At 64.6% G+C, this 23,872-nt stretch carries 24 protein-coding genes; 11 read left to right on the forward strand and 13 right to left on the reverse strand.

Annotated elements, in window-relative coordinates; all coding sequences use genetic code 11:
* Positions 1–8: 8 nt before the first annotated feature.
* From AC56QQ_RS25560 to AC56QQ_RS25585, 6 genes are read right to left on the reverse strand one after another with little or no spacing between them, the layout of a single operon-like run.
* On the reverse strand, positions 9–1,256 hold the full coding sequence (locus tag AC56QQ_RS25560) for an ABC transporter substrate-binding protein (RefSeq protein ID WP_497123834.1): 1,248 nt from the start codon (positions 1,254–1,256) through the stop codon (positions 9–11).
* Positions 1,257–1,307: 51 nt separating this feature from the next.
* Positions 1,308–2,336 (reverse strand): branched-chain amino acid ABC transporter permease, encoded by a 1,029-nt coding sequence (locus tag AC56QQ_RS25565; protein ID WP_497123835.1) that lies wholly within the window; start codon positions 2,334–2,336, stop codon positions 1,308–1,310.
* Positions 2,333–3,382 (reverse strand): branched-chain amino acid ABC transporter permease, encoded by a 1,050-nt coding sequence (locus AC56QQ_RS25570; protein WP_489860229.1) that lies wholly within the window; start codon positions 3,380–3,382, stop codon positions 2,333–2,335. Before AC56QQ_RS25570 ends, AC56QQ_RS25565 begins: the two co-directional genes overlap by 4 nt.
* On the reverse strand, positions 3,379–4,707 hold the full coding sequence (locus AC56QQ_RS25575; protein WP_091576674.1) for a metal-dependent hydrolase family protein: 1,329 nt from the start codon (positions 4,705–4,707) through the stop codon (positions 3,379–3,381). The genes AC56QQ_RS25570 and AC56QQ_RS25575 overlap by 4 nt, the downstream gene beginning before the upstream one ends.
* A gap of 52 nt (positions 4,708–4,759) precedes the next feature.
* Complete coding sequence (locus AC56QQ_RS25580) at positions 4,760–5,539, reverse strand: alpha/beta fold hydrolase (protein ID WP_497123836.1); 780 nt, start codon at positions 5,537–5,539, stop codon at positions 4,760–4,762.
* Positions 5,536–6,414, reverse strand: coding sequence for a fumarylacetoacetate hydrolase family protein (locus AC56QQ_RS25585; protein ID WP_497123837.1), 879 nt, complete (start codon positions 6,412–6,414; stop codon positions 5,536–5,538). Before AC56QQ_RS25585 ends, AC56QQ_RS25580 begins: the two co-directional genes overlap by 4 nt.
* 206 nt (positions 6,415–6,620) lie before the next feature.
* On the opposite strand from AC56QQ_RS25585, the gene AC56QQ_RS25590 reads away from it, so the two are divergent.
* On the forward strand, positions 6,621–7,292 hold the full coding sequence (locus AC56QQ_RS25590; protein WP_497123838.1) for a FadR/GntR family transcriptional regulator: 672 nt from the start codon (positions 6,621–6,623) through the stop codon (positions 7,290–7,292).
* A 23-nt stretch (positions 7,293–7,315) separates the two neighbouring features.
* Here the strand turns inward: AC56QQ_RS25590 and pobA are convergent, their stop codons facing one another.
* The 6 genes from pobA to pcaD are packed head-to-tail and all read right to left on the reverse strand — an operon-like array spanning position 7,316 to position 12,128.
* Positions 7,316–8,488: a 4-hydroxybenzoate 3-monooxygenase gene (gene pobA / locus AC56QQ_RS25595; protein WP_497123839.1), complete on the reverse strand. Its 1,173-nt coding sequence runs from the start codon at positions 8,486–8,488 to the stop codon at positions 7,316–7,318.
* Positions 8,488–9,540 (reverse strand): 3-carboxy-cis,cis-muconate cycloisomerase, encoded by a 1,053-nt coding sequence (locus AC56QQ_RS25600; RefSeq protein ID WP_497123840.1) that lies wholly within the window; start codon positions 9,538–9,540, stop codon positions 8,488–8,490. The genes pobA and AC56QQ_RS25600 overlap by 1 nt, the downstream gene beginning before the upstream one ends.
* Before the next feature lie 19 nt (positions 9,541–9,559).
* Complete coding sequence (gene pcaG / locus AC56QQ_RS25605; protein WP_497123841.1) at positions 9,560–10,174, reverse strand: protocatechuate 3,4-dioxygenase subunit alpha; 615 nt, start codon at positions 10,172–10,174, stop codon at positions 9,560–9,562.
* Positions 10,174–10,929 carry a protocatechuate 3,4-dioxygenase subunit beta gene (gene pcaH, locus AC56QQ_RS25610; RefSeq protein ID WP_497123842.1) on the reverse strand — a complete coding sequence of 252 codons (756 nt, stop codon included), beginning with the start codon at positions 10,927–10,929 and terminating at the stop codon, positions 10,174–10,176. Before pcaH ends, pcaG begins: the two co-directional genes overlap by 1 nt.
* Positions 10,919–11,326: a 4-carboxymuconolactone decarboxylase gene (gene pcaC, locus AC56QQ_RS25615; protein WP_489860221.1), complete on the reverse strand. Its 408-nt coding sequence runs from the start codon at positions 11,324–11,326 to the stop codon at positions 10,919–10,921. The genes pcaH and pcaC overlap by 11 nt, the downstream gene beginning before the upstream one ends.
* Positions 11,319–12,128, reverse strand: a complete 810-nt coding sequence (pcaD, locus tag AC56QQ_RS25620; protein ID WP_497123843.1) for a 3-oxoadipate enol-lactonase — start codon at positions 12,126–12,128, stop codon at positions 11,319–11,321. The genes pcaC and pcaD overlap by 8 nt, the downstream gene beginning before the upstream one ends.
* A 93-nt stretch (positions 12,129–12,221) precedes the next feature.
* Here pcaD and pcaQ point away from each other — a divergent pair, with 93 nt between their 5' ends.
* From pcaQ to AC56QQ_RS25660, 8 genes are all read left to right on the forward strand, one after another.
* The gene (pcaQ, locus tag AC56QQ_RS25625; RefSeq protein ID WP_256749974.1) at positions 12,222–13,139 is read left to right on the forward strand and encodes a pca operon transcription factor PcaQ; all 918 of its coding nucleotides are present in this window, start codon (positions 12,222–12,224) and stop codon (positions 13,137–13,139) included.
* 142 nt (positions 13,140–13,281) lie between these two features.
* Entirely contained in the window at positions 13,282–14,598 is a 1,317-nt protein-coding gene (locus AC56QQ_RS25630; RefSeq protein WP_497123844.1) for an ABC transporter substrate-binding protein, read from the forward strand.
* A gap of 117 nt (positions 14,599–14,715) precedes the next feature.
* On the forward strand, positions 14,716–15,363 hold the full coding sequence (locus AC56QQ_RS25635; RefSeq protein WP_497129116.1) for an ABC transporter ATP-binding protein: 648 nt from the start codon (positions 14,716–14,718) through the stop codon (positions 15,361–15,363).
* Positions 15,360–16,088, forward strand: coding sequence for an ABC transporter ATP-binding protein (locus AC56QQ_RS25640; RefSeq protein ID WP_497123845.1), 729 nt, complete (start codon positions 15,360–15,362; stop codon positions 16,086–16,088). Before AC56QQ_RS25635 ends, AC56QQ_RS25640 begins: the two co-directional genes overlap by 4 nt.
* Complete coding sequence (locus AC56QQ_RS25645) at positions 16,085–16,981, forward strand: branched-chain amino acid ABC transporter permease (RefSeq protein WP_497123846.1); 897 nt, start codon at positions 16,085–16,087, stop codon at positions 16,979–16,981. The genes AC56QQ_RS25640 and AC56QQ_RS25645 overlap by 4 nt, the downstream gene beginning before the upstream one ends.
* Positions 16,978–18,048, forward strand: a complete 1,071-nt coding sequence (locus tag AC56QQ_RS25650) for a branched-chain amino acid ABC transporter permease (protein WP_497123847.1) — start codon at positions 16,978–16,980, stop codon at positions 18,046–18,048. Before AC56QQ_RS25645 ends, AC56QQ_RS25650 begins: the two co-directional genes overlap by 4 nt.
* A gap of 2 nt (positions 18,049–18,050) precedes the next feature.
* Entirely contained in the window at positions 18,051–18,836 is a 786-nt protein-coding gene (locus AC56QQ_RS25655) for a coniferyl-alcohol dehydrogenase (protein WP_497129118.1), read from the forward strand.
* 40 nt (positions 18,837–18,876) lie between these two features.
* The gene (locus AC56QQ_RS25660; RefSeq protein ID WP_497123848.1) at positions 18,877–20,322 is read left to right on the forward strand and encodes an aldehyde dehydrogenase; all 1,446 of its coding nucleotides are present in this window, start codon (positions 18,877–18,879) and stop codon (positions 20,320–20,322) included.
* Between the two features lie 34 nt (positions 20,323–20,356).
* Here AC56QQ_RS25660 and AC56QQ_RS25665 read toward each other — a convergent pair whose 3' ends face one another.
* Positions 20,357–21,286, reverse strand: a complete 930-nt coding sequence (locus tag AC56QQ_RS25665) for an aldose 1-epimerase (protein ID WP_497123849.1) — start codon at positions 21,284–21,286, stop codon at positions 20,357–20,359.
* 52 nt (positions 21,287–21,338) lie between these two features.
* Here AC56QQ_RS25665 and AC56QQ_RS25670 point away from each other — a divergent pair, with 52 nt between their 5' ends.
* The gene (locus tag AC56QQ_RS25670; RefSeq protein ID WP_497123850.1) at positions 21,339–22,139 is read left to right on the forward strand and encodes a FadR/GntR family transcriptional regulator; all 801 of its coding nucleotides are present in this window, start codon (positions 21,339–21,341) and stop codon (positions 22,137–22,139) included.
* Positions 22,136–23,863, forward strand: a complete 1,728-nt coding sequence (locus tag AC56QQ_RS25675; RefSeq protein WP_497123851.1) for an IlvD/Edd family dehydratase — start codon at positions 22,136–22,138, stop codon at positions 23,861–23,863. Before AC56QQ_RS25670 ends, AC56QQ_RS25675 begins: the two co-directional genes overlap by 4 nt.
* The last annotated feature ends 9 nt before the right edge of the window (positions 23,864–23,872 follow it).

Consider the following 23,872-nt stretch of genomic DNA (forward strand, 5'->3'; position numbering starts at 1 on the left):
TGTCGCTGTTACGGACAGCTCGGATTGTCGCGGTTGACCGCGCCGAGCTTCATGAACTCGTCTTCGGGAATGCCGAGCGTCTGGTTGACCTGCGGCACCACCTTGACCAGCTTGTTCATGAGATTGCCGTCGGCGCCTTCGGTGACCTCGGTCAGGAAGATGTCGGCGATCGCGTTGCGGTTCTTGTCCAGCGACACCTTGCCGGTCGGCGTGTCGAAGGACAGTTTCGACAGCGCATCGCGCAGCTTCTTGCCACCATCGGAGACATCGCCGCCGACCTGGTCGAGACCGAGCAGCGTCGCCTTCATGTCGACATAGTAGCCATGGGCGAAGAGCGACGGCGAGGGAAAGGCGCCCGGCTGCTTCTTGTAGGCCTCGACGAAGGCCTTCCATGCCGGCGCATCATTGGTGTCGGCGGTCGGCCCGGCCGAGGGCGTGCCCTTCAGCACGTCGCGCAGCTTGCCTTTCGAGGTCAGCACCGTCTGGTCGACGGTGATCGAGCCGCCGATCAGAGGTGCGGATCCGCCGCCCTGCTGGTACTGGGTCAGGAAGTTGACCGCATCGGCGCCGCCGAGCGCGACGTAGATCGCGTCAACGTCTTCGGGGATGGCGGCGATGACCGAAGAAAAGTCCTTGTTGCCGATCGGCACCCAGGATTTCGACGGCACATGGCCGCCCGCCTTGCAGAACTCGGCCATGAAGCCGAACACCTGCGTGTAGGGGAAGGAATAGTCCTCGGCGACCGTGGCGACCTTCTTGTAGCCCTTGTCCTTGAAGGCATAGGTGCCGAGGCCAGCCATCCACTGGGCGCCGTCGGTCGAGAAGCGGAAGAAGTTTTCCGCCGGGTCGCGCAGCGTGGTGTCCTGTGCGGCCGAGGTGCCGTTGATGAAGGTCACGCTTGGCTGCGTCTTGGCGTAGTCCTTGACGGCCAGGCCTTCGTCGCCCGAAAGCGGACCGACCAGCACCTTGACGCCGTCCTGCTCGACCAGCTTGCGCGCGGCGCGCACGGCGCTGTCGGGCGAGGCGTCGGACGAGCCCTTGACGATTTCGATCTTCTTGCCGGCGACGGTGCCGTTCATCTCGGCGACAGCGGTCATCGCACCGCGCTCGCCGTCCTCGCCCAGCACCGTGAACGGTCCCTCGAAGGTGGCGAGCAGGCCGATCTTGATGGTGTCGTCGGCAGCCAGCGCCATCGAAGGCGCGGTCAGCCCGGTGAACACCGCCAAGGCCAGCAATGTACGTCTATGCATCCTCATGACTTTCCTCCCGTTGATTTCGTTTTGCAGTGGTTCATTCCATCCCGGCCGCTACGAGCCGGGACGCAAGGACTCCTGGGCAAGATGTGGCTTGATCCTCCCCCACAACCCAAGAATTCCATCCGGTGAGACGAAAACGATCACCAGAAACACCAGCCCGATCAGAGTGTTGAAGCGCTCGGCGCCGACGATGTCGATGGCGAAGGTCTGCATCAGAATGACGACGACCGCGCCGAGAAATGGCCCGATCGGATGGCGAAGGCCACCGATGACGGCGATGATCAGCACATCGATCGCCGCATCGACGCCGATGGTGCCGGGCGAGACACGGCCGTTGAACCAGACCAGCAGCACGCCGGCCAATCCGGCGATGACGCCGGCCAGCAGCCAGGCGAAGACCTTGTGCGCGGTGACGTGGTAGCCGAGCGCGCGCATGCGGCGCGGATTGTCGCGGATCGCCTGCAAGGTCATGCCGAAGGTCGAGCGCGAGCCGTAGAGCACCGCCGCGTAGGACAGCACGGCCAGGCCAAGGCAGAGATAATAGAAGGGCTTCGGATCACGCCAGCTGATGCCCCAGAAGGCCGGGGCGCGGATGCCGGCATAGCCGGAATGGCCGTTGAAGATGGCGTAGTTCTGCTGGGCGAAATAGTAGGTCGCGGTGGCGATCGCCAACGTGATCATGATCGTGTAGATGCCCTCGGTGCGCACCGAGATCCAGCCGATCAGCGCCGACGCCAGTGCCGCCGCGAGAACCGCGAACGGCACCGCGAGCCACCACGGCCAGCCGAAGCCGAGGATGTTTGAATTGTTGTTGCCAAGGATGGCGATGGCATAAGCGGCGATGCCGGCGACCGTGATCTGCGCCAGGCTGACCATGCCGCCATAGCCGGCGAGCAGCATCAGCGACAGGCCCATCATGCCGAAGATCAGCGAGTAGCCGCCGATCTGCGTCAGGAAGAAATCCGACGCCACCAGCGGATAGAGCACCAGCACCACGGCAAAGATGATGTGGCCGGCGCCCAGCCTCTCCAGCCAGTTCTGCCGCGGTGTCGTGCCGTTCGTGGCGATGGCCAGGCTCATCGGGCTTTCCCCATGATGCCTTGTGGCCGGACCGCCAGCGTCACCACCATGATGACGAAGGTCAGCACGATACCGTAGGTCGGGAAATAGACGAGGCCGATCTGTTCGGCGAGGCCGATCAGCAGCGCGCCGATGGCGGCACCCGTGATCGAGCCCATGCCGCCGACGATGACCACGACCAGCGACGCCAGGAGGTAGCGGACATCCTCGCCGGGCGCGACGGACAGCGCCGAACCGCCGACGACACCGGCAAAGCCGGCGAGCCCGGCACCAACCGCAAAGACGATGGCAAACACCGCGTGCACGTTGACGCCGGAAGCCTGCAGCATGGCACGATCGTCGACGCCGGCACGGATCATCATGCCGACGCGGGTCCGGTGCAGCATCAGCCAAAGCCCGACGCCGATGACGATCGCCGCCGCCAGCACGACCACGCGGTAGAGCGGATAGGTGAGGAAGACCGAGGCGCCGTTGGAGCGCACCGCGGTGATGATTGGCAAGGTCAAGGCGCCGTCGAGCCATTCCGGTGTCGCGATCTGATAGGTGCCGCCCGCCCAGACCGCCAGCATCAGGTCGGCGGCGACGATCGAGATGCCGATGCTGACCAGGGTCTGGCGCAGGTCATCGCCTTCGAGGCGACGGAAAACGAAGACCTGCATGACGACGCCGACGATGGCCAGCACGGCGAAACCGGCAGCGACGCCGAGCAGCCAGTAGCCGGTGCGGCTGGTGACCTCGTAGCCGATATAAGCGCCGAGCAGATAGAGCGAGCCATGCGCCAGATTGACGTTGCGCATCAGGCCGAAGATCAGCGTGAAGCCACTCGCAACCAGGAAATACAGGCCGGCCAGCGTGATGCCGTTGAGGATGGCGCTGACGAACGCCTTCTTCGAGATCAGGATCGCGTTCAGCCAATCCGGCCAGACGGCAAAGACCAGCCATGCGATGACGGCGGCGGCAAGCAGGCCGACGAGGCCCCAGGCCTGCCGGCGTGTCATGCCGCCGCCCGAAAGCGACGGCGAGGATGGCTGGTCGAGCAGGCTCATGCAGTCAGCCGCCGACGCTGCTCGTTCATGCGCGGCGCCTTGTGGAACTTGCCGTCCTTCATGATGGCGAGGATGCGGTTCTTGTCCTGCAGGATGCGCACGTCGGAAATCGGATCGCCGTCGATCAGCAGGATATCGGCGAGGTAGCCTTCCTTGATCAGGCCGAGTTCGTCGCCCATGTTCATGATCTGGCCGCCATATTTGGTGCCGGCCTGGATGGCTTCCATCGGCGAGAAGCCGAGCATTTCGACGAAGGTCTGGATGTCCTTGGCGTTGGTGCCTTGCGGCGTCCAGGCAAAGCCGTAGTCGCCGCCGATGCAGACGCGAATGCCGCGCCGGTGCATCTTCTTCATCGTCTCGATACACATTTCGAGCTCGCGCTCATATTCGAGCGACAGCGGCGAACCCGGCTTGATGCCCCATTGCTCGGCATGGCGCGCGGTGTTGATCAGCCAGGCGATGCCAGGCGCGACGAAGTGCTTGTCCTTGACCGCCTCGAGCATGTCGAGCGCTTCCTCGTCGGCGAAGGAGGCGTGGTAGATGTTCTGGATGCCGTGGCGTATGCACTGCTTGACCGAACCGGACGAGCGCGCATGCGCCGACAGCACCTTGTTGCGGCAGCGCGCCTCGGAAGCCGCCATCGCGACCTCCTCCTCCGACATCGGTGTTTCCTCGGCGCCCATGCCGGTGATGCTCTCGCCCGACAGGTTAAGCTTGATGGAATCGACGCCGTATTTGATCAGCTGGCGCACGGTACGGCGGATTTCCTCGGGGCCGGAAACGACGATGCCGAGGTTCAGCCCTTCATGCGGAATGTGTGAAGGCGCGGAATCGCCGAGACCGCCGACCGTGGTGATTTCCGGACCGGCGGCCAGGTAGCGCGGTCCCGGAAACCGCCCCTGGTTGATGAACTTCTTGGCGACGACGTCGAGACGCGGCTTGGCGGCCGCCGCCCCCCGGCCGGCGGTGAAGCCGGCGTCGAGCACCAGCTTGGCCATCTCCATGGTGACCAGCATGTGCTCCTCGATCTCCATCATCTGGATGGGGTCGATGCCGGGTGCGTTGTTCCACGACAGATGCAGATGCGCGTCGATCATGCCGGGCATCAGCGTCGCGCCCATGCCGTCGATGACGGTTGCGCCACCACTGTAGGAAGATGAAGAGGACGAGCCGAAGCGCGACGAGCCCTTGGTGATCTGCTTGATGCGGTTTCCCTGCACCAGCACCTCACCGGTATATGGATATTCACCTGTCGCGTCGAGCACGCGCACATTGGTGAACAGCGTGCTGCTCGAGCCGTTCCCGTTCCAGCTGTCGTCTGCCATCACAAGCCTCCCAACTTGCCGAGCGCGTAGTTCTACGCCCGATCAGAATTCCTCACCTATCAACCCGTCTCAAAAAATCGGCGAGCTTCTGGCTGCTCTCGCGCGGGCTTTCCACCGTGGCCCAGTGCCCGCACCGATCCAGAGACGAGAATATGGCTCCCTTGATCTTGTCGGCAAGCGCCTGCCCGACACCAGCCGGATTGACCGTGTCGGCGTCGCCAGTGACAAGCAAGGTCGGCACGGAAATCCGCCGCGCGTCGACCGCGGTTGCCTTGGCCAGCGCCTCACAAGTGCGGGCATAGGATTCCGGATCCTGGCGGGTGATCGATTCACGCACGAAGGCGACGGCGGCGGGCGAGGTTTCCCTGGTGTGCGCCGAGATCGCATTGGCGACGATCTGGTCGGCGATATCGGCAATGCCGCCCGAGCGCGCCAGCCGGGCGCGATTGGCAAGCCCCTGCCTGGTCGCTTCCGCCGGTTCCGCCAGCGCGCCGAACAGCGCCAGCGACGCAACCAGCGAGGGCTGCGTTGCGGCAATCTGCTGGCAGATGATGGTGCCCATCGAGTGGCCGACGAAATGCGCTGACGTGACGCCCATGCCGGCCATGGCGCGGATCACCGCCTCGCTCATCAATTCGATGGTCAGCGGCTCGATCGGGCGCGGCGAGCGCCCGGAGCCCGGCAGGTCGAGCCGGATCACGCGATAGCTGGAAAGTGCCGCCATCTGTGGCTGGAACATGTTCGAGGTGCCGCCGAGGCCATGGATCATCACCACGGCCGCACCCTCGCCGACAACCTCCGCGACGACCTGGCCAACCGTCACGGTCGTCATTGCGCATACTCCACGAAGCGGTTTTCCAGCGTGCCGATGCCGTCGATCTCGATGCGCACGACGTCACCGGCCTTGAGATATTTCGGCGGATCAAAGCCGATGCCGACGCCGACCGGCGTGCCGGTGGCGATGATGTCGCCGGGCTTCAGCGTGATGCCTTGCGAGAGCGTCGCGATGATGGTCGGGATGTCGAAGATCAACAGCGATATGCGCGAATCCTGGCGCAGATCCTCGTTGACGAAACAGCGGATGCCGGCGGTCGCCAGGTCGAGTTCATCCTTCGTCACCGCCCAGGGACCCATCGGGCAGAACGTGTCCTGCGATTTGCCGATCAGCCACTGGCTGTATTTGCCTTGCAGGTCGCGGGCGGTGACATCGTTGACGATCGTGTAGCCCCACACATGGTCGAGCGCGTTTTCCTTGGCTATGCCGCGCCCGCCCTTGCCGATGATGACGGCAAGCTCCGCCTCGTAGTCGATGGCCGTCGAGACCGAGGAATCGATCAGCACGCTGGCATGGTTGGCGACGACCGATTCAGGCACCTTGGAAAAGATAATCGGGTGTTTTGGGATCGCGCCGGCGCCGGCGCTGGAATCGAAGCCGCTGCGGGCAAACTCGTGCGCGTGCTCGTGATAGTTCTTACCGACGCAGAAGATGTTGCGGCGCGGCTGCGGGATCGGCGCCTCGATTTCCACCTGCGCCAGCGGGATCGGTGAAAGGGTGCGCGGCAGGCCGGCGCCGTTGCGCTCGATCAGTGCCAGAATGCCGGCCTTGGCCTGATCGACGGCAAAATCGAAAGGAGCGATGGTCTGGGCATCGAGATCGACGATACCCACGCGACGTTCGCCGGCGATCGAAAATGTCGCGACCCGCATCCGATTCCTCCCTGAACCTTTTATGAACCAATACTGGCTCTTTCGTTACACGCTATCGCTGATTGGTTCAGGCTTCAAGAGGGTTTCGGCTCACAAATCAACAAAATAAGTGCCTGCGGTGCCTGTTCTTCGTTTGGACACTGGACCAACCGGCAATCGCTTGATAATATTGGTTCAACATTGGATCAGATAAAAGTTCTCAACGAATGCCGAAGCTCGTCGCCAACGATATCGCCACAATGCTCAAGAAGCGGATTTCCTCGGGCGAGTGGCTTGAGGACGGCCGCATGCCGCCCGAGCGCGACCTCGCGGTCGAGTTCGGCGTCGCGCGCAATACCGTGCGCCGTGCCGTCGGCTTCCTCGAGAACGACGGAACTGTCGTCCGGCATGTCGGGCGCGGCACCTTCCTGACCGCGACCAACCCGACGTCGATCACATCGATGGTCGCGCGGATGGAGGGCACCAGCCCCGCCGACATGATGGAGATCAGGCAGTTGCTCGAACCGGCGGCGGCGGCCTTTGCCGCGACCAATGCCAGCGCGACCGAACTGAACGCGGTTCGCGAAGCGCACCAGACCGCATGCGAAGCCAAGGACATGCCGGATTTCGAGCATTGGGACGCCGAATTCCATCACCGGGTGTTCGCATGCTGCCGCAATGACTTCCTGAAAGAGATCCACAATCTCATGCGCGCCATTCGCAACCAGTCACCCTGGTTCGAAATGAAGAAGCGTTCGTTCTCGGAGGAACGTCGCCAGACCTACTGCGATGAGCACCAGGCGATCCTGGATTGCCTGTTTCACCGCGATCCGGAAGGCGCGAAAAACGCGATGCTGGCGCATCTGAGAACCGTCGAACGCAATCTCCTGGGTCGATAGACCCGCGTAGCGTTTGCCGCCCGTCAGTAAGGCAAGCCGACATAGTTCTCGGCAAGCGCCGTCGATGCCGCCTTGGAATGCACGAGATAGTCGAGCTCGGCCTCCTGGATGCGTTGGCCGAATTCGCCAGTGTCGGGAAAGCGGTGCAACATCGTCGTCATCCACCAGGAAAAGCGCACCGCCTTCCAGACCCGCGCCAGCGCCTTTTGCGAATAGGCATCGATGCCGGCTTGCGATTTCTCGGCATAGAAGTCGCGCAAGCCAGCAAAGAGATAACGCACGTCGCTGGCGGCAAGGTTGAGACCCTTGGCCCCTGTCGGCGGCACGATGTGGGCGGCATCGCCGACCAGGAAAAGCCGGCCGAAACGCATCGGCTCGGCAACGAAGGAGCGCAGCGGCGCGATCGACTTCTCGAAGGATGGCCCGGTGACGACACTTGCTGCCGTCTGCTCCGGCAAGCGGCGGCGCAACTCGTCCCAGAAACGGTCGTCCGACCATGCCTCGACGCGGTCGCCCTCGGGGCACTGCACATAGTAGCGGCTGCGGTGCGTCGAGCGCATCGAGCACAGCGCAAAACCCCTCTCATGATTGGCGTAGACCAGTTCATGATCGGCCGGCGGCACTTCGGCCAGCACGCCGAGCCAGCCAAACGGATACTGCCGCTCGAAGGTTTTTAGCGCGCCCTCCGGCACCGATTTGCGGCTGACACCGTGATAGCCGTCGCAGCCGGCGATGAAGTCGCAGTCGATGCGATGGCTGACGCCATCCTTGTCATAGGTGGCGAAAGGCTCCTCGCTGTCGAAATCGTGCAGTGTGACGTTTGCCGCCTCGTAGACCGTGGTAAGTTCTGCCGCATCGCGCTTGTCCATCAGATCGTGCGTCACTTCGGTCTGGCCATAGACGGTGACATGCCTGCCGCCGGTCAGCGCTGCCAGATCGATGCGATGCAAACGGCCATCGAAGGCAAGTGAGATGCCCGAATGGGGAAGCCCCTCGGCATGCAGCCTGGTGGCAGCGCCGGCCTCATCCAGCAACTCGACGGTGCCTTGTTCGAGCACGCCGGCGCGCACGCGGCCAAGCACGTGATCGCGGCTGGCGCGTTCCAGAATGACCGTCTCGACGCCGATGCCGTGGAGCAATTGTCCGAGCAGCAGACCGGACGGTCCCGAACCGATGATAACAACCTGAGTGCGCATCAGTGCCCGAGACTTTCGATCTGCCCGGCCAGCTCGGCGGCAAGGCGCAGCGACGCGGCGGTGGCGACAGCCATCTGCGGCAGCAGCAGCCACTCCAGCGTCCAGGCGGCGCCGGAACGCTCCTGCTCATGCACGAGCGCCTGATGCATGCCGGAAAGCTGCGTGGCGTTGAAGCGGGCAAGCGCCACCAGCGCCTCCGCCTTCACCGGGTTCTGCTTGTGCGGCATGGCCGACGAACCGCCGCCGCCCGAGAGTTCGATCTCGGTTCCGCCCAGCGCCATCAGAGCGATATCCTGGCCGAACTTGCCGAGGCTGCCGGTCACCAGCGACAGCCAGCCGCTGAAATCGGCGAGCGTATCGCGCTGGCTCTGCCATTGCGGCGCATCGGCAAGGCCGAGCCCGGCGGCAAGGGCCGCGCGCACCGCCGGCCCCTTGTCGCCGAGCTTTTCGAGCGTACCGGCGGCACCGCCGAACTGCACGACCAGCAGGCGGCCCGACTGTTCCGGCAATCTTTCCTGGTGCCGTTGCAGCGGCGCCCGCCACGCACGGACGCGATCCGCCACTTTGATCGGGATCGCAGGTTGCATGCGCGTCACCCCAGCCAGCGCGCTGCCCCCGAAGCGCTCATCGAGCGAAGTGAGCCGTATGATGGTCTCGGTCAGCAGCAGGCCGAGATGCTCGACGACGGATTTCAGCCGAAGCATCAGGCCGGTGTCGATGACATCCTGGCTGGTCGCGCCGAAATGCACTTTCTGGCCATGCGGCTCGCCGACCGCCATCCTGATCTGGCGCACGAGTTCCGGCACCATGATCCCGTCCCCGGCAACCGCGACCCGCAGCAAGGCGGTGTCCGGCCGGAACGAGGACAGGCCCGAGACGATCGCTGCCGCCGCATCCTTGGCGATGATGCCGTTTTCGGCCTGCGCTTGCGCCAGCGCGCCTTCAAATGCCAGCGCCGCCTCGATTTCGGCTTCGACGGAAAAAAGCCGGCGCGCCTCCTCGTCGCCGAGAAGAGCGGAGAGCAGCGGATGGTCGAAGGGCGATACGGTCATGTCCTGCTCCTCCTGGCCATCAGCTGTCGAAGAAGACCGTTTCCTTCTCCCCCTGGAGATGGACATCGAAGACGTAGGTGTCGCCCTTGCGCTCGGCGATCAGGGTCGGCACGCGAACGCGGTGCTCGATGCGCGCCAGGATCGGATCCTCGGCATTGGCCTTTTCCTCGTCGGAAAAATAGAGCCGCGTGTGCAGGCCGAGATTGATGCCGCGGGCGACGATCCAGAGCGTGACATGCGGCGCCATCAGGCGGCCATCCCTGAACGGCACCCGTCCCGGCTTGATCGTCTCGAATGCGCACAGGCCGGTTTCCATGTCAGTCGGGCAACGCCCCCAGCCGGGGAAATTCGGATCGGCGGCACCGCGCATCTCCGCCGGCGAATTGTAGAGCCCGTCCGCATCCGCCTGCCAGATTTCGATCAGAGCGTCCTTGAGCGTCGTGCCGGTGCCGTCGAGCACCCGGATGCGCAGGCCGATGCGTTCGCCTTTGGTCTTCTCGTTGACCATGGTCGCCCCCAGGTCAGTCGCGTAGACGCCGCCGATGCCGCAGAAATTTGGGGTGAGCCCGATATGGACGTAGGGTCCGGCGGTCTGCGAAGGACTTTCCTTCAGCCGGTCGAGCGACTGGACCATCAATTGCCCTCCAGCCTGTTTTCGAACAGCGATGAGCGGCGCCCGCGCAGCACGATGTCGAACTTGTAGGCGCGTGCGTCGAAGGGGATCGTCGCCTGCATGTCGAGCGCGGCGATCAGCGTCTCAACGGCGGCCTTGTCGGGGATGCCGCGCGCGATCGGGCAGTGCCAGATCAACGGGTCACCCTCGAAATACATCTGCGTGATCAGCCGCTGCGCGAAGCCATGGCCGAAGACCGAGAAATGGATGTGCGAAGGCCGCCAGTCATTCGGCCCGTTCGGCCAGGGATAGGGACCGGGCTTGACGGTGCGAAAGGCATAGCCGCCATCCTCGCCGGTGATGGCGCGGCCGCAGCCGCCGAAATTCGGGTCGAGCGGCGCCAGATAGCCGTCCTTCTTGTGGCGATAGCGGCCGCCGGCATTGGCCTGCCAGAATTCGAGCAGCACGCCGGGCACGCCAGCGCCGCGTTCGTCCAGCACGCGGCCATGGACGATGATGCGCTCGCCGAGCGCGCTCTCGCCGGGCCTGGCGAAATTGTGGATCAGGTCGGCGTCGAGTTCGCCCAGCATGGCGTGACCGAAGACCGGGCCTGCAATCTCCGACAGCGTGTTGTCGAAGGCGAGCAGCGCTTTCTGCGGTGAGCGCAGGACGGATGTCTTGTAGTTCGGCGTCAGCGCCGGCGGATGCCATGTCCGGTCGCGCTGGAAAAAGGCGCCGGTCTCAGGCCTCCGGTTCGAGCCGGATTCAGCGGGCATTCTTGGCTCCGTCCATTTCCGAAAACACGTCCTTGGCGATCTTGAAGGCACGGTTGGCGGCCGGCACGCCGGCATAGATGGCGACATGCAGAAACGCCTCGCAGATATCGTCGCGGGTGGCACCGGTGTTGGCGGTGGCGCGCACATGCATGGCGACCTCCTCATCATGGCCGAGCGCGGCCAGCAGCGCCAGCGTGACGATCGAACGTTCGCGCCTGGTGAAGCCGGGCCGTGCCCACACGGTTCCCCAGGCGGCCTCGGTGATCAGCTCCTGGAACGGTTGATCGAAATCGGTGGCGGCAACTTCGGCCCGGTCGACATGGCGGTCGCCGAGGACGGAGCGCCGCACCGCGAGGCCGGCGCGATATCTGGCTGCGTTGCCGGGGACTTCATCCATGGGTTTCTGCTCCAGAGGGAAGCGATGCGATAAACTCGCGGATCAGCGCGACCAGCGCTTCAGGCTGTTCGACGCACGGAATGTGCCCGGCGTCGCGGATGATCTCGAAGCGCGCGCCGGGAATGAGAGCGGCCAGCGAGCGGACGAGATCGGGAGGCGTCGAGCCGTCCTGATCACCAACGACGCAAAGCGTCGGCACCGCGATGCGGCGCGCCGCGTCGGTGAAATCCGCGTCGCGAACCGCTGCGCAAGTCCCAATGTAACCGGCAAGCGCTTGCCGGGTCATCATGTTCCAATAGCCGTCCAGCTCTGGCAAGCGCGCCGCGTGGAAGGCAGGGGTGAACCACACTTTGAGCACGCCATCGGCAATGGCCTGGATGCCCTTGCTTTCGACCGTCGCGATGCGTGTGTTCCAGCTGTCCGTGGTGCCGATCTTGTGTGCCGTGTCGCAGAGGATCAGCGCTTCGACGTCCGCGGGGCGCCTGGCATAGAACCCCTGCGCAATCAGACCACCGACCGACAGGCCGCACAACACCACCTTGCCAAGACCGAAGTGATCGATAAGGCCGCAGAGGTCGTCGACATGATCGTCGATAGACCTGATATCGCCGATGTCGGAGAGCCCGTGGCCGCGCTTGTCGTAGACCAGCAGGGGCATTTCAGCATCAAACGCCGAGACGACATCGTCCCAGATCCGGAAGTCGGTGCCGAGCGAATTGATGAACACTATCGGGCGTGCCTTGCTGTTCGCTTCGACGCGACGATGGTGCAGCGTGATGCCGCCGATGGTGACGAATGGCACGATTTCGATCCTCCATCTCCACATTGCACAAGGCATTTGGTTCGGTAAAATGATATTTTGCGCCATTTCATTAACTCAGAGGTTATCGAATTCATGTCCGAAGGCCGCATCCGATTCCGTCACCTGCAGGCATTCCTTGAAGTTGCGCGGCAGGGAAGCGTGGCGAGAGCGGCCGACTTCCTGCATGTCAGCCCGCCGGCGGTGACCAAGACGTTGCGCGAACTGGAAGAGGCGCTCGGCGTGGCGGTCGTCGAACGCGATGGCCGCGGCATCCGGCTGACGCGCATCGGCGAGATCTTCCTTCGCCATGCCGGCACGGCCATCACGGCGCTGAAGCAAGGCGTCGATTCCGTCAGGCAGGATGGCGCGGTCAACCGGCACCCGATCCGCATCGGCGCGTTGCCGACGGTTTCGGCGCGCGTGATGCCGCTCGCCATGAGCCTGTTCCTCAAGGAGAGCACCGGCGCTGCGATCAAGATCGTAACCGGCGAGAATGCGGTGCTGCTCGAGCAGTTGCGTGTCGGAGCGCTCGATCTCGTTGTCGGACGGCTGGCGGCGCCGGAGAACATGACCGGCTTCTTCTTCGAGCACCTCTATTCCGAACAGGTGCTGTTCGTGGTGCGCGCGGGCCATCCGCTGCTCGAAGCCGGACAGGACGTGTTCGCGCGGCTCGACGAATTCCCGGCGCTGATGCCGACGCGGGAATCGGTCATCCGCCCCTTCGTCGACCGGCTGTTCATCACCAACGGCATGACGGCGCCGGCAACCGAGATCGAAACTGTCTCGGACTCCTTCGGCCGCGCCTTCCTGCGGCAAAGCAATGCCGTCTGGATCATTTCGGCGGGCGTCGTTGCCAATGAACTCGGCAGCGGCGCCTTCGTCGCCCTGCCGGTCAACACAGAGGAAACCAAGGGACCGGTCGGCCTGACGATGCGAACCGACACGGCGCCCTCGCCTGCTTTCTCCATCCTGCTGCAGACCATCCGCGAAGCGGCAAGGCAAGGCGGCTGACGCTTCGACACATCCGAACAAGCTGTTGTCGTGACCTGAGATTTCCTAACCCATGGGTTAATGAAACACCGCAAAATATCATTTTACCGAACCAAATGCGTGGTGCACTGTGGTGATGGAGGAGCCACAGAGGGAGGAACACATGACCCACGTACTCGGCAGCAGATCCACGATTCCAGGCATTTCGCGACGCCAGTTCATTGCCACCTCGATCGCCGGCGGCACGGCGCTAGCACTTGGCGGCCGCAACGCCTTTGCCCAGGCAGGCAACACGCTCAAGGTCGGCTTCGTCAGCCCACGCACCGGGCCGCTGGCCGGCTTCGGCCAGACCGACGGCTACGTGCTCGACCTGGCCCGCAAGGCGCTGGCCGGCGGCCTCGACATCGGCGGCAAGAAATACAGCGTCGAAATCCTCGACCAGGATACGCAATCGGATCCGTCCCGCGCGGGCCAGTTGGCCAAGGACCTGATCAACAACCAGGCGATCGACCTGATGCTGGCGGTCTCGACGCCCGAGGTGATCAATCCGGTGGCCGACGCCTGTGAAGCCGCCGGCGTGCCTTGCCTCTCCACGGTGATGCCTTGGGAAGCCTGGTATTTCGGCCGTGGCGCCAAGCCCGGCGCGCCCTCGCCGTTCAAATGGACCTATCATTTCGGCTTCGGCGTCGGCGAGTTCTTCAAGACCTACATCTCGCAATGGAACCTGATCGAGACCAACAAGAAGGTCGGCGTCATGTATCCGAACGATGCCGACGGCAACGCGATCCGCGCCAATCTGGCGCCGCTGCTGGCCAAGCAAGGTTTCACCATCGTCGATCCCGGCGCCTATGAAACCGGCACCACCGACTATTCCTCGCAGATCGCGCTGTTCAAGCAGGAAGGCGTCGAGATCTTCAACTCCTTCCCGATCCCGCCGGATTTCGCCGCCTTCTGGCGCCGGGCGGCGCAACAGGGCCTGATCAAGCAGATCAAGATCTGCCAGGTTGCCAAGACCGGCCTGTTCCCTTCGGACATCGAGGCGCTCGGCGATCTCGGCATGAAGATTTCGAGCGCCGCCTATTGGCACAAGGCCTTCCCCTACAAGTCGCCACTGACGGGCGTTTCAGGCACCGAGCTGGCCGACGGCTATGAGGCGACGAGCGGCAAGCAGTGGACGCAGCAGCTCGGCGCCTCGATGTCGTTGCTCGACGCCGGCTTCGAAGCGCTGAAGGCAAGCACCGACGCCAAGGACAAGGCAGCGGTCGCCAAGGCGCTGAGCACGCTCAAGACCGAGACGATGATCGGCAAGGTCGACTTCACCAGCGGCCCAGTGGCCAATGTCTCGCCCGGACCGATCATCGGCACGCAATGGGTGGCCGCCAAGGAAGGCAGCAAATTCCCGCTCGACTATCTGGTGACCGAGAACGCCACCGACCCCAAGGTGCCCGTCGAAGCCAAGCTTCTGCCTTACAACGGTTGATGGACCGCTGACGAGGATCGCCTGGTGACCCATCCGCAACAACAGGCGATCCTCGCGGCCGCCGGTATCCACAAGCGCTTCGGTGCGCTTGTGGTGCTGGACGCCGTCGACTTCACCATGGAAGCCGACGAGGCGGTCGGCATTGTCGGCCCGAACGGCGCCGGCAAGACCACCCTGCTCAGCGTGCTTTCAGGCGCCTTTCCGCCGAGTTTGGGCACGGTGAGTTTCAAGGGCGGTGACGTGACGAGCCTGACGGCGACGCAGCGCTGCCGGCTCGGCCTGGTGCGTACGCATCAGGTGCCGAAACCGTTCAGCGGCATGACCACTTTCGAGAACGTCTTCGTCGCCGCGTCGCATGGCGCCGGCCTCGGCCGCGACGAGGCCTATGAGGAGGCGCTCGGCTCGCTGAAACTGTGCGGCATGCTCAGCGTCGCCAACCGGCGCGCCGAGACGCTCGGGCTGCTCGACCGCAAGCGGCTGGAACTGGCCCGGGCGCTCGCCGCAAGACCGACGCTGCTTCTCCTGGACGAGATCGGCGGCGGCTTGACCGATGGCGAAGCCGGCGAGCTTGTCGACACGATCAAGGAATTGCGGCGACGCAAGATCGGCATCGTCTGGATCGAACACATTGTCCACATTCTGCTGCAGGTGGCCGAGCGGCTGATCTGCATGGACGCCGGCAGGATCATCGCCGACGGCGACCCGCAAACGGTGATGGCTGACCCGCAAGTGATCCACGCCTATCTCGGCGGAGGCCCGAAATGAGCCTGCTTTCGGTCGAAGACCTGGTTGTCCGGCACGGCCTGCTGCAGGCGGTGCGCGGCGTCAGCTTCACAATCGAACGCGGTGAGACGCTGGCGCTGGTCGGCGCCAACGGCGCCGGCAAAACGACGCTGCTCAGGGCAATCGCCGGCGCGCATCAGCCGGCGGCCGGCCGCGTGCTGCTGGACGGGGCCGATCTCACCACTGTGCCATCGCACAAACGCGTCGGCATGGGCATCGCGCTGGTGCCGGAGGGGCGAAAGCTGTTCGTGCAGATGACGGTCGAGGAGAACCTTCTGCTTGGCAAGACCGCCGGCCGACCGGGCGACTGGAGCGTCGACAAGGTGCTCGAGATGTTCCCCAATCTGAAGCCGCGCCGCCATGCCAGGACGGGCCATCTGTCTGGCGGCGAGCAGCAAGCGACCGCGATCGGCCGGGCGCTGATGAGCAATCCGGACGTGCTGCTGCTGGACGAGGTTTCGCTTGGCCTGTCGCCGCTGATCGTCGACCGTGTCTATGCCGCACTGCAGGGCCTGATCAGCTCGGGTACGACGATCATCCTGGTCGAGCAGGACCTCAACCGGGCGCTCGCGGTATCCGACAGGGTCATCTGCATGCTCGAAGGCCGCGTTGCGCTTGAAGGATCGACCAGGGACATCTCGCGCGAGGATGTGACCAAGGCCTACTTTGGCCTGCACAGGAAAAGCCCCGGGAGCGTTCCCGCATGAGCAACCAGATCATCCAGGGCATTCTGCTTGGCGGCTACTATGCGCTGATCGCTTGCGGCCTGTCCTTCATGTTTTCGGTGATGCGCATCATCAACCTCGCCCATGGCAGCCTGGCCGTGTTCGCCGCCCATGCGCTGTGGTGGCTTGCCTCGCGGTTCCATGTCTCGCCATTTGTCGGCCTGCTCATCGTGCTGCCATTGATGGCGGTGATCGGCTGGACGCTGCAGCGCTTCCTGCTCGAACGCAGCGCGCGCGGCGGCGCACTGCTGCCGATCCTGACCACGTTCGGCCTCGCCATCGTCATCGACAATTTGCTGTTCGAGCAGTTTGGCGCCGATACGCGTTCGCTGGCGCCCTATATTGGCAGCCTCTCCTATGATTCCTGGGAGTGGCCGGGCAGCATCTATGTCGGCAAGCTCGCCGTTATCATGTTCGCCACCGCCGTGGTCCTGCTTGGCGGGCTGCAGCTATTCCTGACCCACACCCGGCTCGGGCGCTCGATCCGCGCCACTTCGGAGGATCCCGATACAGCCGGCCTGGTCGGCGTCGACGCGCGCCGCGCCAACGCCATCGCCGCGGCAATAGCCATGGTGACGGTCGGCCTTGCCGGCGCCTTCCTCGGCATGCGCGCCACCTTCGATACCTATGCCGGCGCGCCACAATTGCTGTTCGCCTTCGAAGCCGCGGTGATCGGTGGCGCCGGTTCGTTGTGGGGAACGCTGATCGGCGGCATCGTGCTGGCGCTTGCGCAGATGCTTGGCGCACAGGTGCATCCGCAAGGTTTTCTGATCGGTGGCCATGCGGTGTTCCTTGTCGTGCTGTTCGTGCGGCTTTCGACATCCGGCCTTGGCCTGCGCGGCCTGCTGCGCCTGCCCTCCCGGAGCGCGTCATGAGCGCCTCGACTTCGCCTGTCATCGAGCGCGGCACAGCGACATCGCGGATCGCCGCGGTGGCGGTCGCCGTCATCATCGCGCTGCTGGCAATCGCGCCGCAATTCCTGTCGGCCGGCGCGGTCGACCGGATGACCGCGCTGTTCATCTATGTGATCCTGGCGGCGATGTGGAACGCGCTGGCCGGCTTTGGCGGGCTGGTGTCTGTCGGCCAGCAGGTGTTCTTCGGGCTCGGCGCCTACTTCGCCATCCGGCTGGCCGATGCCGGCCTCAACCCCTTCGCCTCGCTTTTCGTTTCGGCGATCGTCGTCGGCGTGGTCTCGGTACCGCTGTCGCTGTTCATGCTGCGGCTGAGAAACGGCGAATTCGCCATCGGCATGTGGGTGATCGCGGCGTTGACGCATCTCTTGGTCAATCTCGACCGGCTGGTGCAGGGCGAAACCGGCACCTCGCTGATCTCGCTCAACGTCTACGATGCCGGCACCAGACGGATGACGATCTACTGGCTGGCGTTGGCGTCGATGACCGCCCTGCTCGCCATCCTGTTCGGCCTGCTGCGCGGCAGCACCGGTGCCGCGATCCGCGCGATCCGCGACAATGAGGATGCCGCCGCGTCGGTCGGCGTGCGTGTCACCGGCACCAAGCGGCTGCTGTTCGTGCTTGCCGCCTTCGGTATCGGCATCGCCGGTGCGTTGTGGCTGGCGACCTCCATCACCTTCCAGCCGAAAACCTATTTCAACGTCCAGTGGACCGCCTACATGATCTTCATGGTGCTGGTCGGCGGCATCGGCACCTTCGAAGGCGCCATTCTAGGCGCGCTGGTGTTCTTCCTCATCGAGACCTGGTTCGGCGGCACCGGCGTCTGGTACCTGATCGGGCTTGGCGCCACCGCCGTGCTGTTCTCGCTTTTCCTGCCGCGCGGCCTGTGGGGGACGGTCGAGGAGCGTTTTGCCCTACGCCTGCTGCCGGTCGGCTACCGCGTCAGGCTGCCGGGCAATCCGACAGCTCCGGCCGACGATGGCACCGCGCCCTCGTCGCGGCAAACCACACAGCATCAGGAGAAGGCATGACCATGCTTTTCGGCAAGACGATCCTCATCACCGGTGCCGCCTCCGGCATCGGCGCCCGCACGGCGGAACTCGCCGGCCAGCTCGGTGCCGACGTGATCGGTGTCGATGTCCGTGAGCCGGCCGCGCCGGTCGGCAGCTTCGTCAAGGCCGACATCTCGTCGAAGGCCGGTGTCGACGATCTCGTCGCAAGCCTGCCGCAACGCATCGACGCGCTCTGCAATGTCGCCGGCCTCTCCGGCAACACCGGGGCGGCGTCGACGCTGGCCGTCAACTTCTTCGGGCTGCGGGCGCTATCGGAAGGCCTGGCGCCAAAGCTTCGCGAAGGCGGCGCCATCGTCAATGTCGCCTCGATCGCCGGCTATGGCTGGCGCGCCAATCTCAATCGCGCCGCTTCCATGGCCGGCATCGAGGGTTTCCCTGATATCGCCAAGGTGGTCGCCGACCACTCGGTCAAGAACGAGGAAGGCTATCCGGTCTCGAAGGAACTGCTGCTGCTTTGGACTTTCCGTGCCGCGCATCAGGACCTGTTCAAGAACCGTGGCATCCGCGTGAATGCGGTCAGCCCGGGGCCGGTCGAAACGCCGATCCTGAAACAGTTCCGCAGCGTGCTCGGCGACGCCCGCGTCGACAGCGACATTGCAAGGGTCGGGCGCGCCGGCACCTCGGGCGATATCGCACCGGTGGTGCTGTTCCTGTGCTCGGACGGCGCGCGCTGGGTCAATGGCGCAAACGTGCCGGTCGATGGCGGCCTCGAGGCCTCGATCAACGCCGAAGTGCTTGGTTTCTAGAACACGAATGAAGACGCTCGCGAGAGCAATGGAGACAATCATGGATATCGGACTTCTGATCGACGGCGATAAAAGGGATGCGTCCGGTGCGGCCTCCTACGAGCGCATGGACCCATTCACCGGCAGGCTGGCGACACGCGCCGCCGCGGCCAGCGTCGCCGATGCCAATGCCGCGGTCGAAGCCGCGGCGGCGGCCTTTCCGGCATGGTCAAAGACCGGGCCCGGCGAGCGCCGCGCCTTGCTGTCCAAGGCCGCAGACGTGATGGCCTCGAAGGTCGGCGAGTTCACCAGGCTGATGATGGAAGAGACCGGGGCTACCGGCCCCTGGGCCGGCTTCAACGTCATGCTGGCGGCCAACATGCTGCGCGAGGCGGCGGCGATGACGACGCAGATTTCGGGCGAGATCATCCCCTCCGACAAGCCCGGCACGCTGGCCATGGCGATTCGTCAGCCGGCCGGCGTGTGCCTCGGCATCGCACCATGGAACGCACCCGTCATTCTCGGCACCCGCGCCGTCGCGATGCCGATCGCCTGCGGCAACACCGTCGTGCTCAAAGCATCCGAGATGTGCCCCGGCACACACCGGCTGATCGGCCAGGTGCTGGTCGAGGCCGGACTGCCCAAGGGCGTCATCAATGTCGTCACCAACGATCCCAAGGACGCCGCCGGCATCGTCGAGGCGCTGGTCGCGCATCCCTCGGTCAAACGCGTCAACTTCACCGGCTCGACGAAGGTCGGCAGGATCATCGCCGAACTCGCCGGGCGGCACCTGAAGCCGGCATTGCTGGAACTCGGCGGCAAGGCGCCATTGCTGGTGCTGGATGATGCCGACATCGACGCGGCGGTGAATGCCGCGACCTTCGGCGCCTTCATGCATCAAGGCCAGATCTGCATGTCGACCGAGCGCCTAATCGTCGATGAAAAGATCGCCGACGAATTCGTTTCCAAGCTGGCTGCGCGCGCATCAAAACTGCCGGCAGGCGACCCGCGCGGCCATGTCGTGCTGGGCTCGCTGATCAGCAGCCAGGCCGCCGACAAGATGGAGGAACTCATCACTGATGCGGTCAGCAAGGGCGCGAAGCTTGTCGCGGGCGGCAAGCGCAGCGGCACCGTCGTCGAAGCGACATTGCTCGACCACGTCACGCCGGCGATGCGCGTCTACGCCGAAGAGTCCTTCGGGCCGGTCAAGCCGGTAATCCGGGTGAAGGGCGAGGATGAAGCCGTTCGGGTCGCCAACGACACCGAGTACGGCCTGTCGTCAGCCGTGTTCAGCCGCGACATCAAGCGCGCCATGGCGGTGGCCGCGCGCATCGAGGCCGGCATCTGCCACATCAACGGCCCGACCGTCGGCGACGAGGCACAGATGCCGTTCGGTGGCGTCAAGGGTTCGGGCTACGGCCGCTTCGGCGGCAAGGCGTCGATCGCCGAATTCACCGACCTGCGCTGGGTGACGATCGAGGATCCGGGCCAGCATTACCCGTTCTGACCCGGCCTGGCATTGGACGGTTCGCCACGGGCGATCAGATTGCCTGTGAAGGCGTGAAGCGAACACTTGCCGATCGCATCTGCCCAGGCGCGAGCACAATGCCGCCGGTGTTGATGCCAGCGTCATCCGTTCGGTTGAACGCATCGGTGATGTTGCTGACCGGCTCGGCACAAAAGAATGGCTCGCCGGGCGGCGTGTAGAGCACGAGGAAATCGAGCGGTGCCTCAGCCTCGATGTCCAGCTGCCGTCCATGCTCAGGCCAACTGATCAGGGCGCGACCCGTCCATCCGGTGAAGACCGTGTCGAAATCCACCTCTGAGACGTCGAAGCCGGTGGTCGGATCGGCTCCCGCCGGCGGTGGCACGTGGCGGGTTGGCAAGACCTCCGCGTCGGTCTCCCACATGCCGGACACCCGCGCCTGGACATGCGTCCACGGCGTCGACGGGAAATAGGGGTGGAGCCCGAAGCCGGCTGGCATCGGCGTGTCCGACAGGTTGCGCACCGAAATGGCAATCACCAGCCTGCCATCGATCAGCGAGATCACTTGCCGGGCCTCATAGCTCCACGGCCAGGAATCGGCGATGTGGTGATAGCGCAGGACGATGGTGCCGGCTTCGCACCGCATGACTGTCCATGGCCTGCGCCAGCCGTGGCCATGCTCATGGTGCGGATCCTCCGGCCGGCTGGGCAACTCGACGGTGCGGCCCGCGAATTCGAAGCGGCCGCCCCTTATGCGATTGGAATAGGGGACGAGCGGGAAGCAGGCCATCGCGCCTGCATCGCGACGACCGATCGCCGCCTGATCGGCCGGGCGTAGCCAATCGACGGCGGACCCGTTCTGCCACCAGCGATACGACGCCACGGCGCCGCCGGCAGCCGGAGCAACGTCAACAGTCGCGATCCCGTCGCTGATTGAGATCAGCTCTGGATGCTGCTCGGCAACGGCAGCGGAATTCTTTGTCACCGGCATTCCCCTATCCCTTGACTTCAATCGCGGTGCCTTTAAGACATATCATATGAATAGTATGAAGAATAAGAAATCTTTCAGCACGGCGCGTACCTCGCGCGTCGCCGTCGCGGTGTCCAGCGGCTCCACCGCGCTGCACGCGACAGTGGTCGAGCAGATCGGCCTGCGCATCGTGCAAGGCGATTTCCTGCCCGGCGAAGCACTGCCCAATGCCGACGATTCCAGCGAGATGCTGGGGGTCAGCCGCACCGTGCTGCGCGAGGCGATCAAGGTGCTGGCGGGCAAGGGGCTCGTCGAATCGCGGCCGAAGACCGGCACACGGGTGCGTCCCCGCTCCGACTGGAATTTCCTCGATCCGGACGTCCTGTCGTGGCGCTACGCCAGCGGTGTCAGCGCCGACGATGTCAGGGCGCTGTTCGAGCTGCGGCGGGCCATCGAGCCGATGTCGGCAGCGCTTGCCGCGCAGCGCGCCACACCGGCGCAGATTGCCGAGATCAATGCCGCGCTGGCCGAAATGGAAGCGGTGAGCGATGACGGCGACCGCTTCGCCAAGCCCGACCTGCTGTTTCACCAGACCATCCTGCGCATGACCGGCAACGAGCTGATCGGCTCGCTGGCGGCCCTGGTCGAAACCGCATTGGTGATGAGCTTTCGCCTCTCAAACGACAATCCGGAAGGGCAGCGCCACTCTTTGCCGCTGCACCGGGAGGTGGCCGAGAAGATTGCCGCCGGCGACGCCACCGGCGCGCAAAAGGCACTGCTGGTGCTCATCGACAATGCCGAGGAAGACGTGCGCCGCAGCGTCGAGAACCGCAACAAGCGTCGCCAGGATCGGGAACAGACATCGTGACGGACAAGAAACGCAAGCTGCGTTCGCAGGCGTGGTTCGGCGGTGAAGGCAAGAACGCCTTCATGCACCGCAGCTGGATGAAGAACCAGGGCATTCCCGCCGACGCTTTCGACGGCCGCCCCGTGATCGGCATCTGCAACACCTGGTCGGAACTGACCCCGTGCAATGCCCATCTGCGCGCGCTGGCCGATCACGTCAAGCGTGGCGTCTATGAAGCCGGCGGCCTGCCGCTGGAGTTTCCGGTGATGTCGCTGGGCGAGAGCAATATGCGCCCAACCGCGATGCTGTTTCGCAACCTGGTCAGCATGGATGTCGAGGAGTCCATCCGCGGCAATCCCATCGACGGCGTCATCCTGCTGGTCGGCTGCGACAAGACCACGCCAGCGCTGCTGATGGGTGCTGCGTCGTGCAATCTGCCGACCATCGCCGTGTCGGGTGGGCCGATGCTCAACGGCAAGTTCCGCGGCAAGGATATCGGTTCGGGAACGCATGTCTGGAAATTCGCCGAGGAGGTGAAGGCCGGCCGCATGCCGATCGCCGATTTCCTGGCGGCCGAGCAGGGCCAGAGCCGATCGGCGGGCAGTTGCATGACAATGGGGACGGCCTCGACCATGGCCAGCATGGTGGAAGCGCTCGGCATCGGCATGCCGGACAATGCCGCGATCCCGGCGGTGGATTCGCGCCGTGGCGTGCTCGCCCAGATGGCCGGACGCCAGATCGTCGAACTGGTCCACAGGGACGTGACGATTGCGCAGATCCTCACCAGGCAAGCGTTCGAGAACGCCATTCGCGTCAACGGCGCGATCGGCGGCTCGACCAATGCGGTGCTGCATCTCATCGCCATCGCCAACCGGCTCGATGTCGATCTCAGCCTCGAGGACTGGGACCGCCTTGGCCGCGACGTTCCAACCATTGTCGACCTGATGCCGTCGGGCCGGTTCCTGATGGAAGATTTCTACTATGCCGGGGGGCTAGCTGCGGTCATGGCGTCGCTTGATGAAGTGGGGCTTCTTCATCGCGACGTCATGACCGTCAGCGACAAGACAATCGGTGAATTGATCGACGGCGCGCCCAACTACAACAGCGAGGTCATCCGGCCGCTGAGCCATCCGCTGACCAAGGAAGGCGGCATCTCGATCCTGCGCGGCAATCTGGCGCCCGACGGGGCGGTCATCAAACCGTCGGCGGCTACGCCCGAGCTGATGCAGCATCGTGGCAAGGCGGTGGTGTTCGAAAACATCGAGCACTACTACGCCCGCATCGACGATCCGGAATTGGATATCGACGCCTCCTCGGTGATGGTGCTCAAGAACTGCGGACCGCGCGGCTACCCGGGGATGGCCGAGGTCGGCAACATGCCGCTGCCGGCGAAGCTGCTCAAGCAGGGCGTCTCGGACATGGTGCGCATCTCGGACGCACGCATGAGCGGCACCGCCTACGGCACCGTCGTGCTGCACGTGGCGCCGGAGGCCGCGGCAGGTGGCGTGCTGGCCCTGGTGCGCGACGGCGATCTCATCGAGCTCGATGTCGCCGGCCGCCGCCTGGAGCTTTTGGTGTCGGAAGAGGAGCTGGCGATCCGCCGGCGCGACTGGCAGCCGCCGACGCCGCCCGAAGGCGGCTACCAGAGCCTCTATGTCGAGCGCGTGCTGCAGGCCGACAAGGGCTGCGATTTCGACTTTCTCGTCGGGCGGCGCGATGCCGGCATCCCCCGGCATTCCCACTAGAGAGGCGCG

This window comes from Mesorhizobium sp. RCAM 05099, from assembly GCF_059683685.1.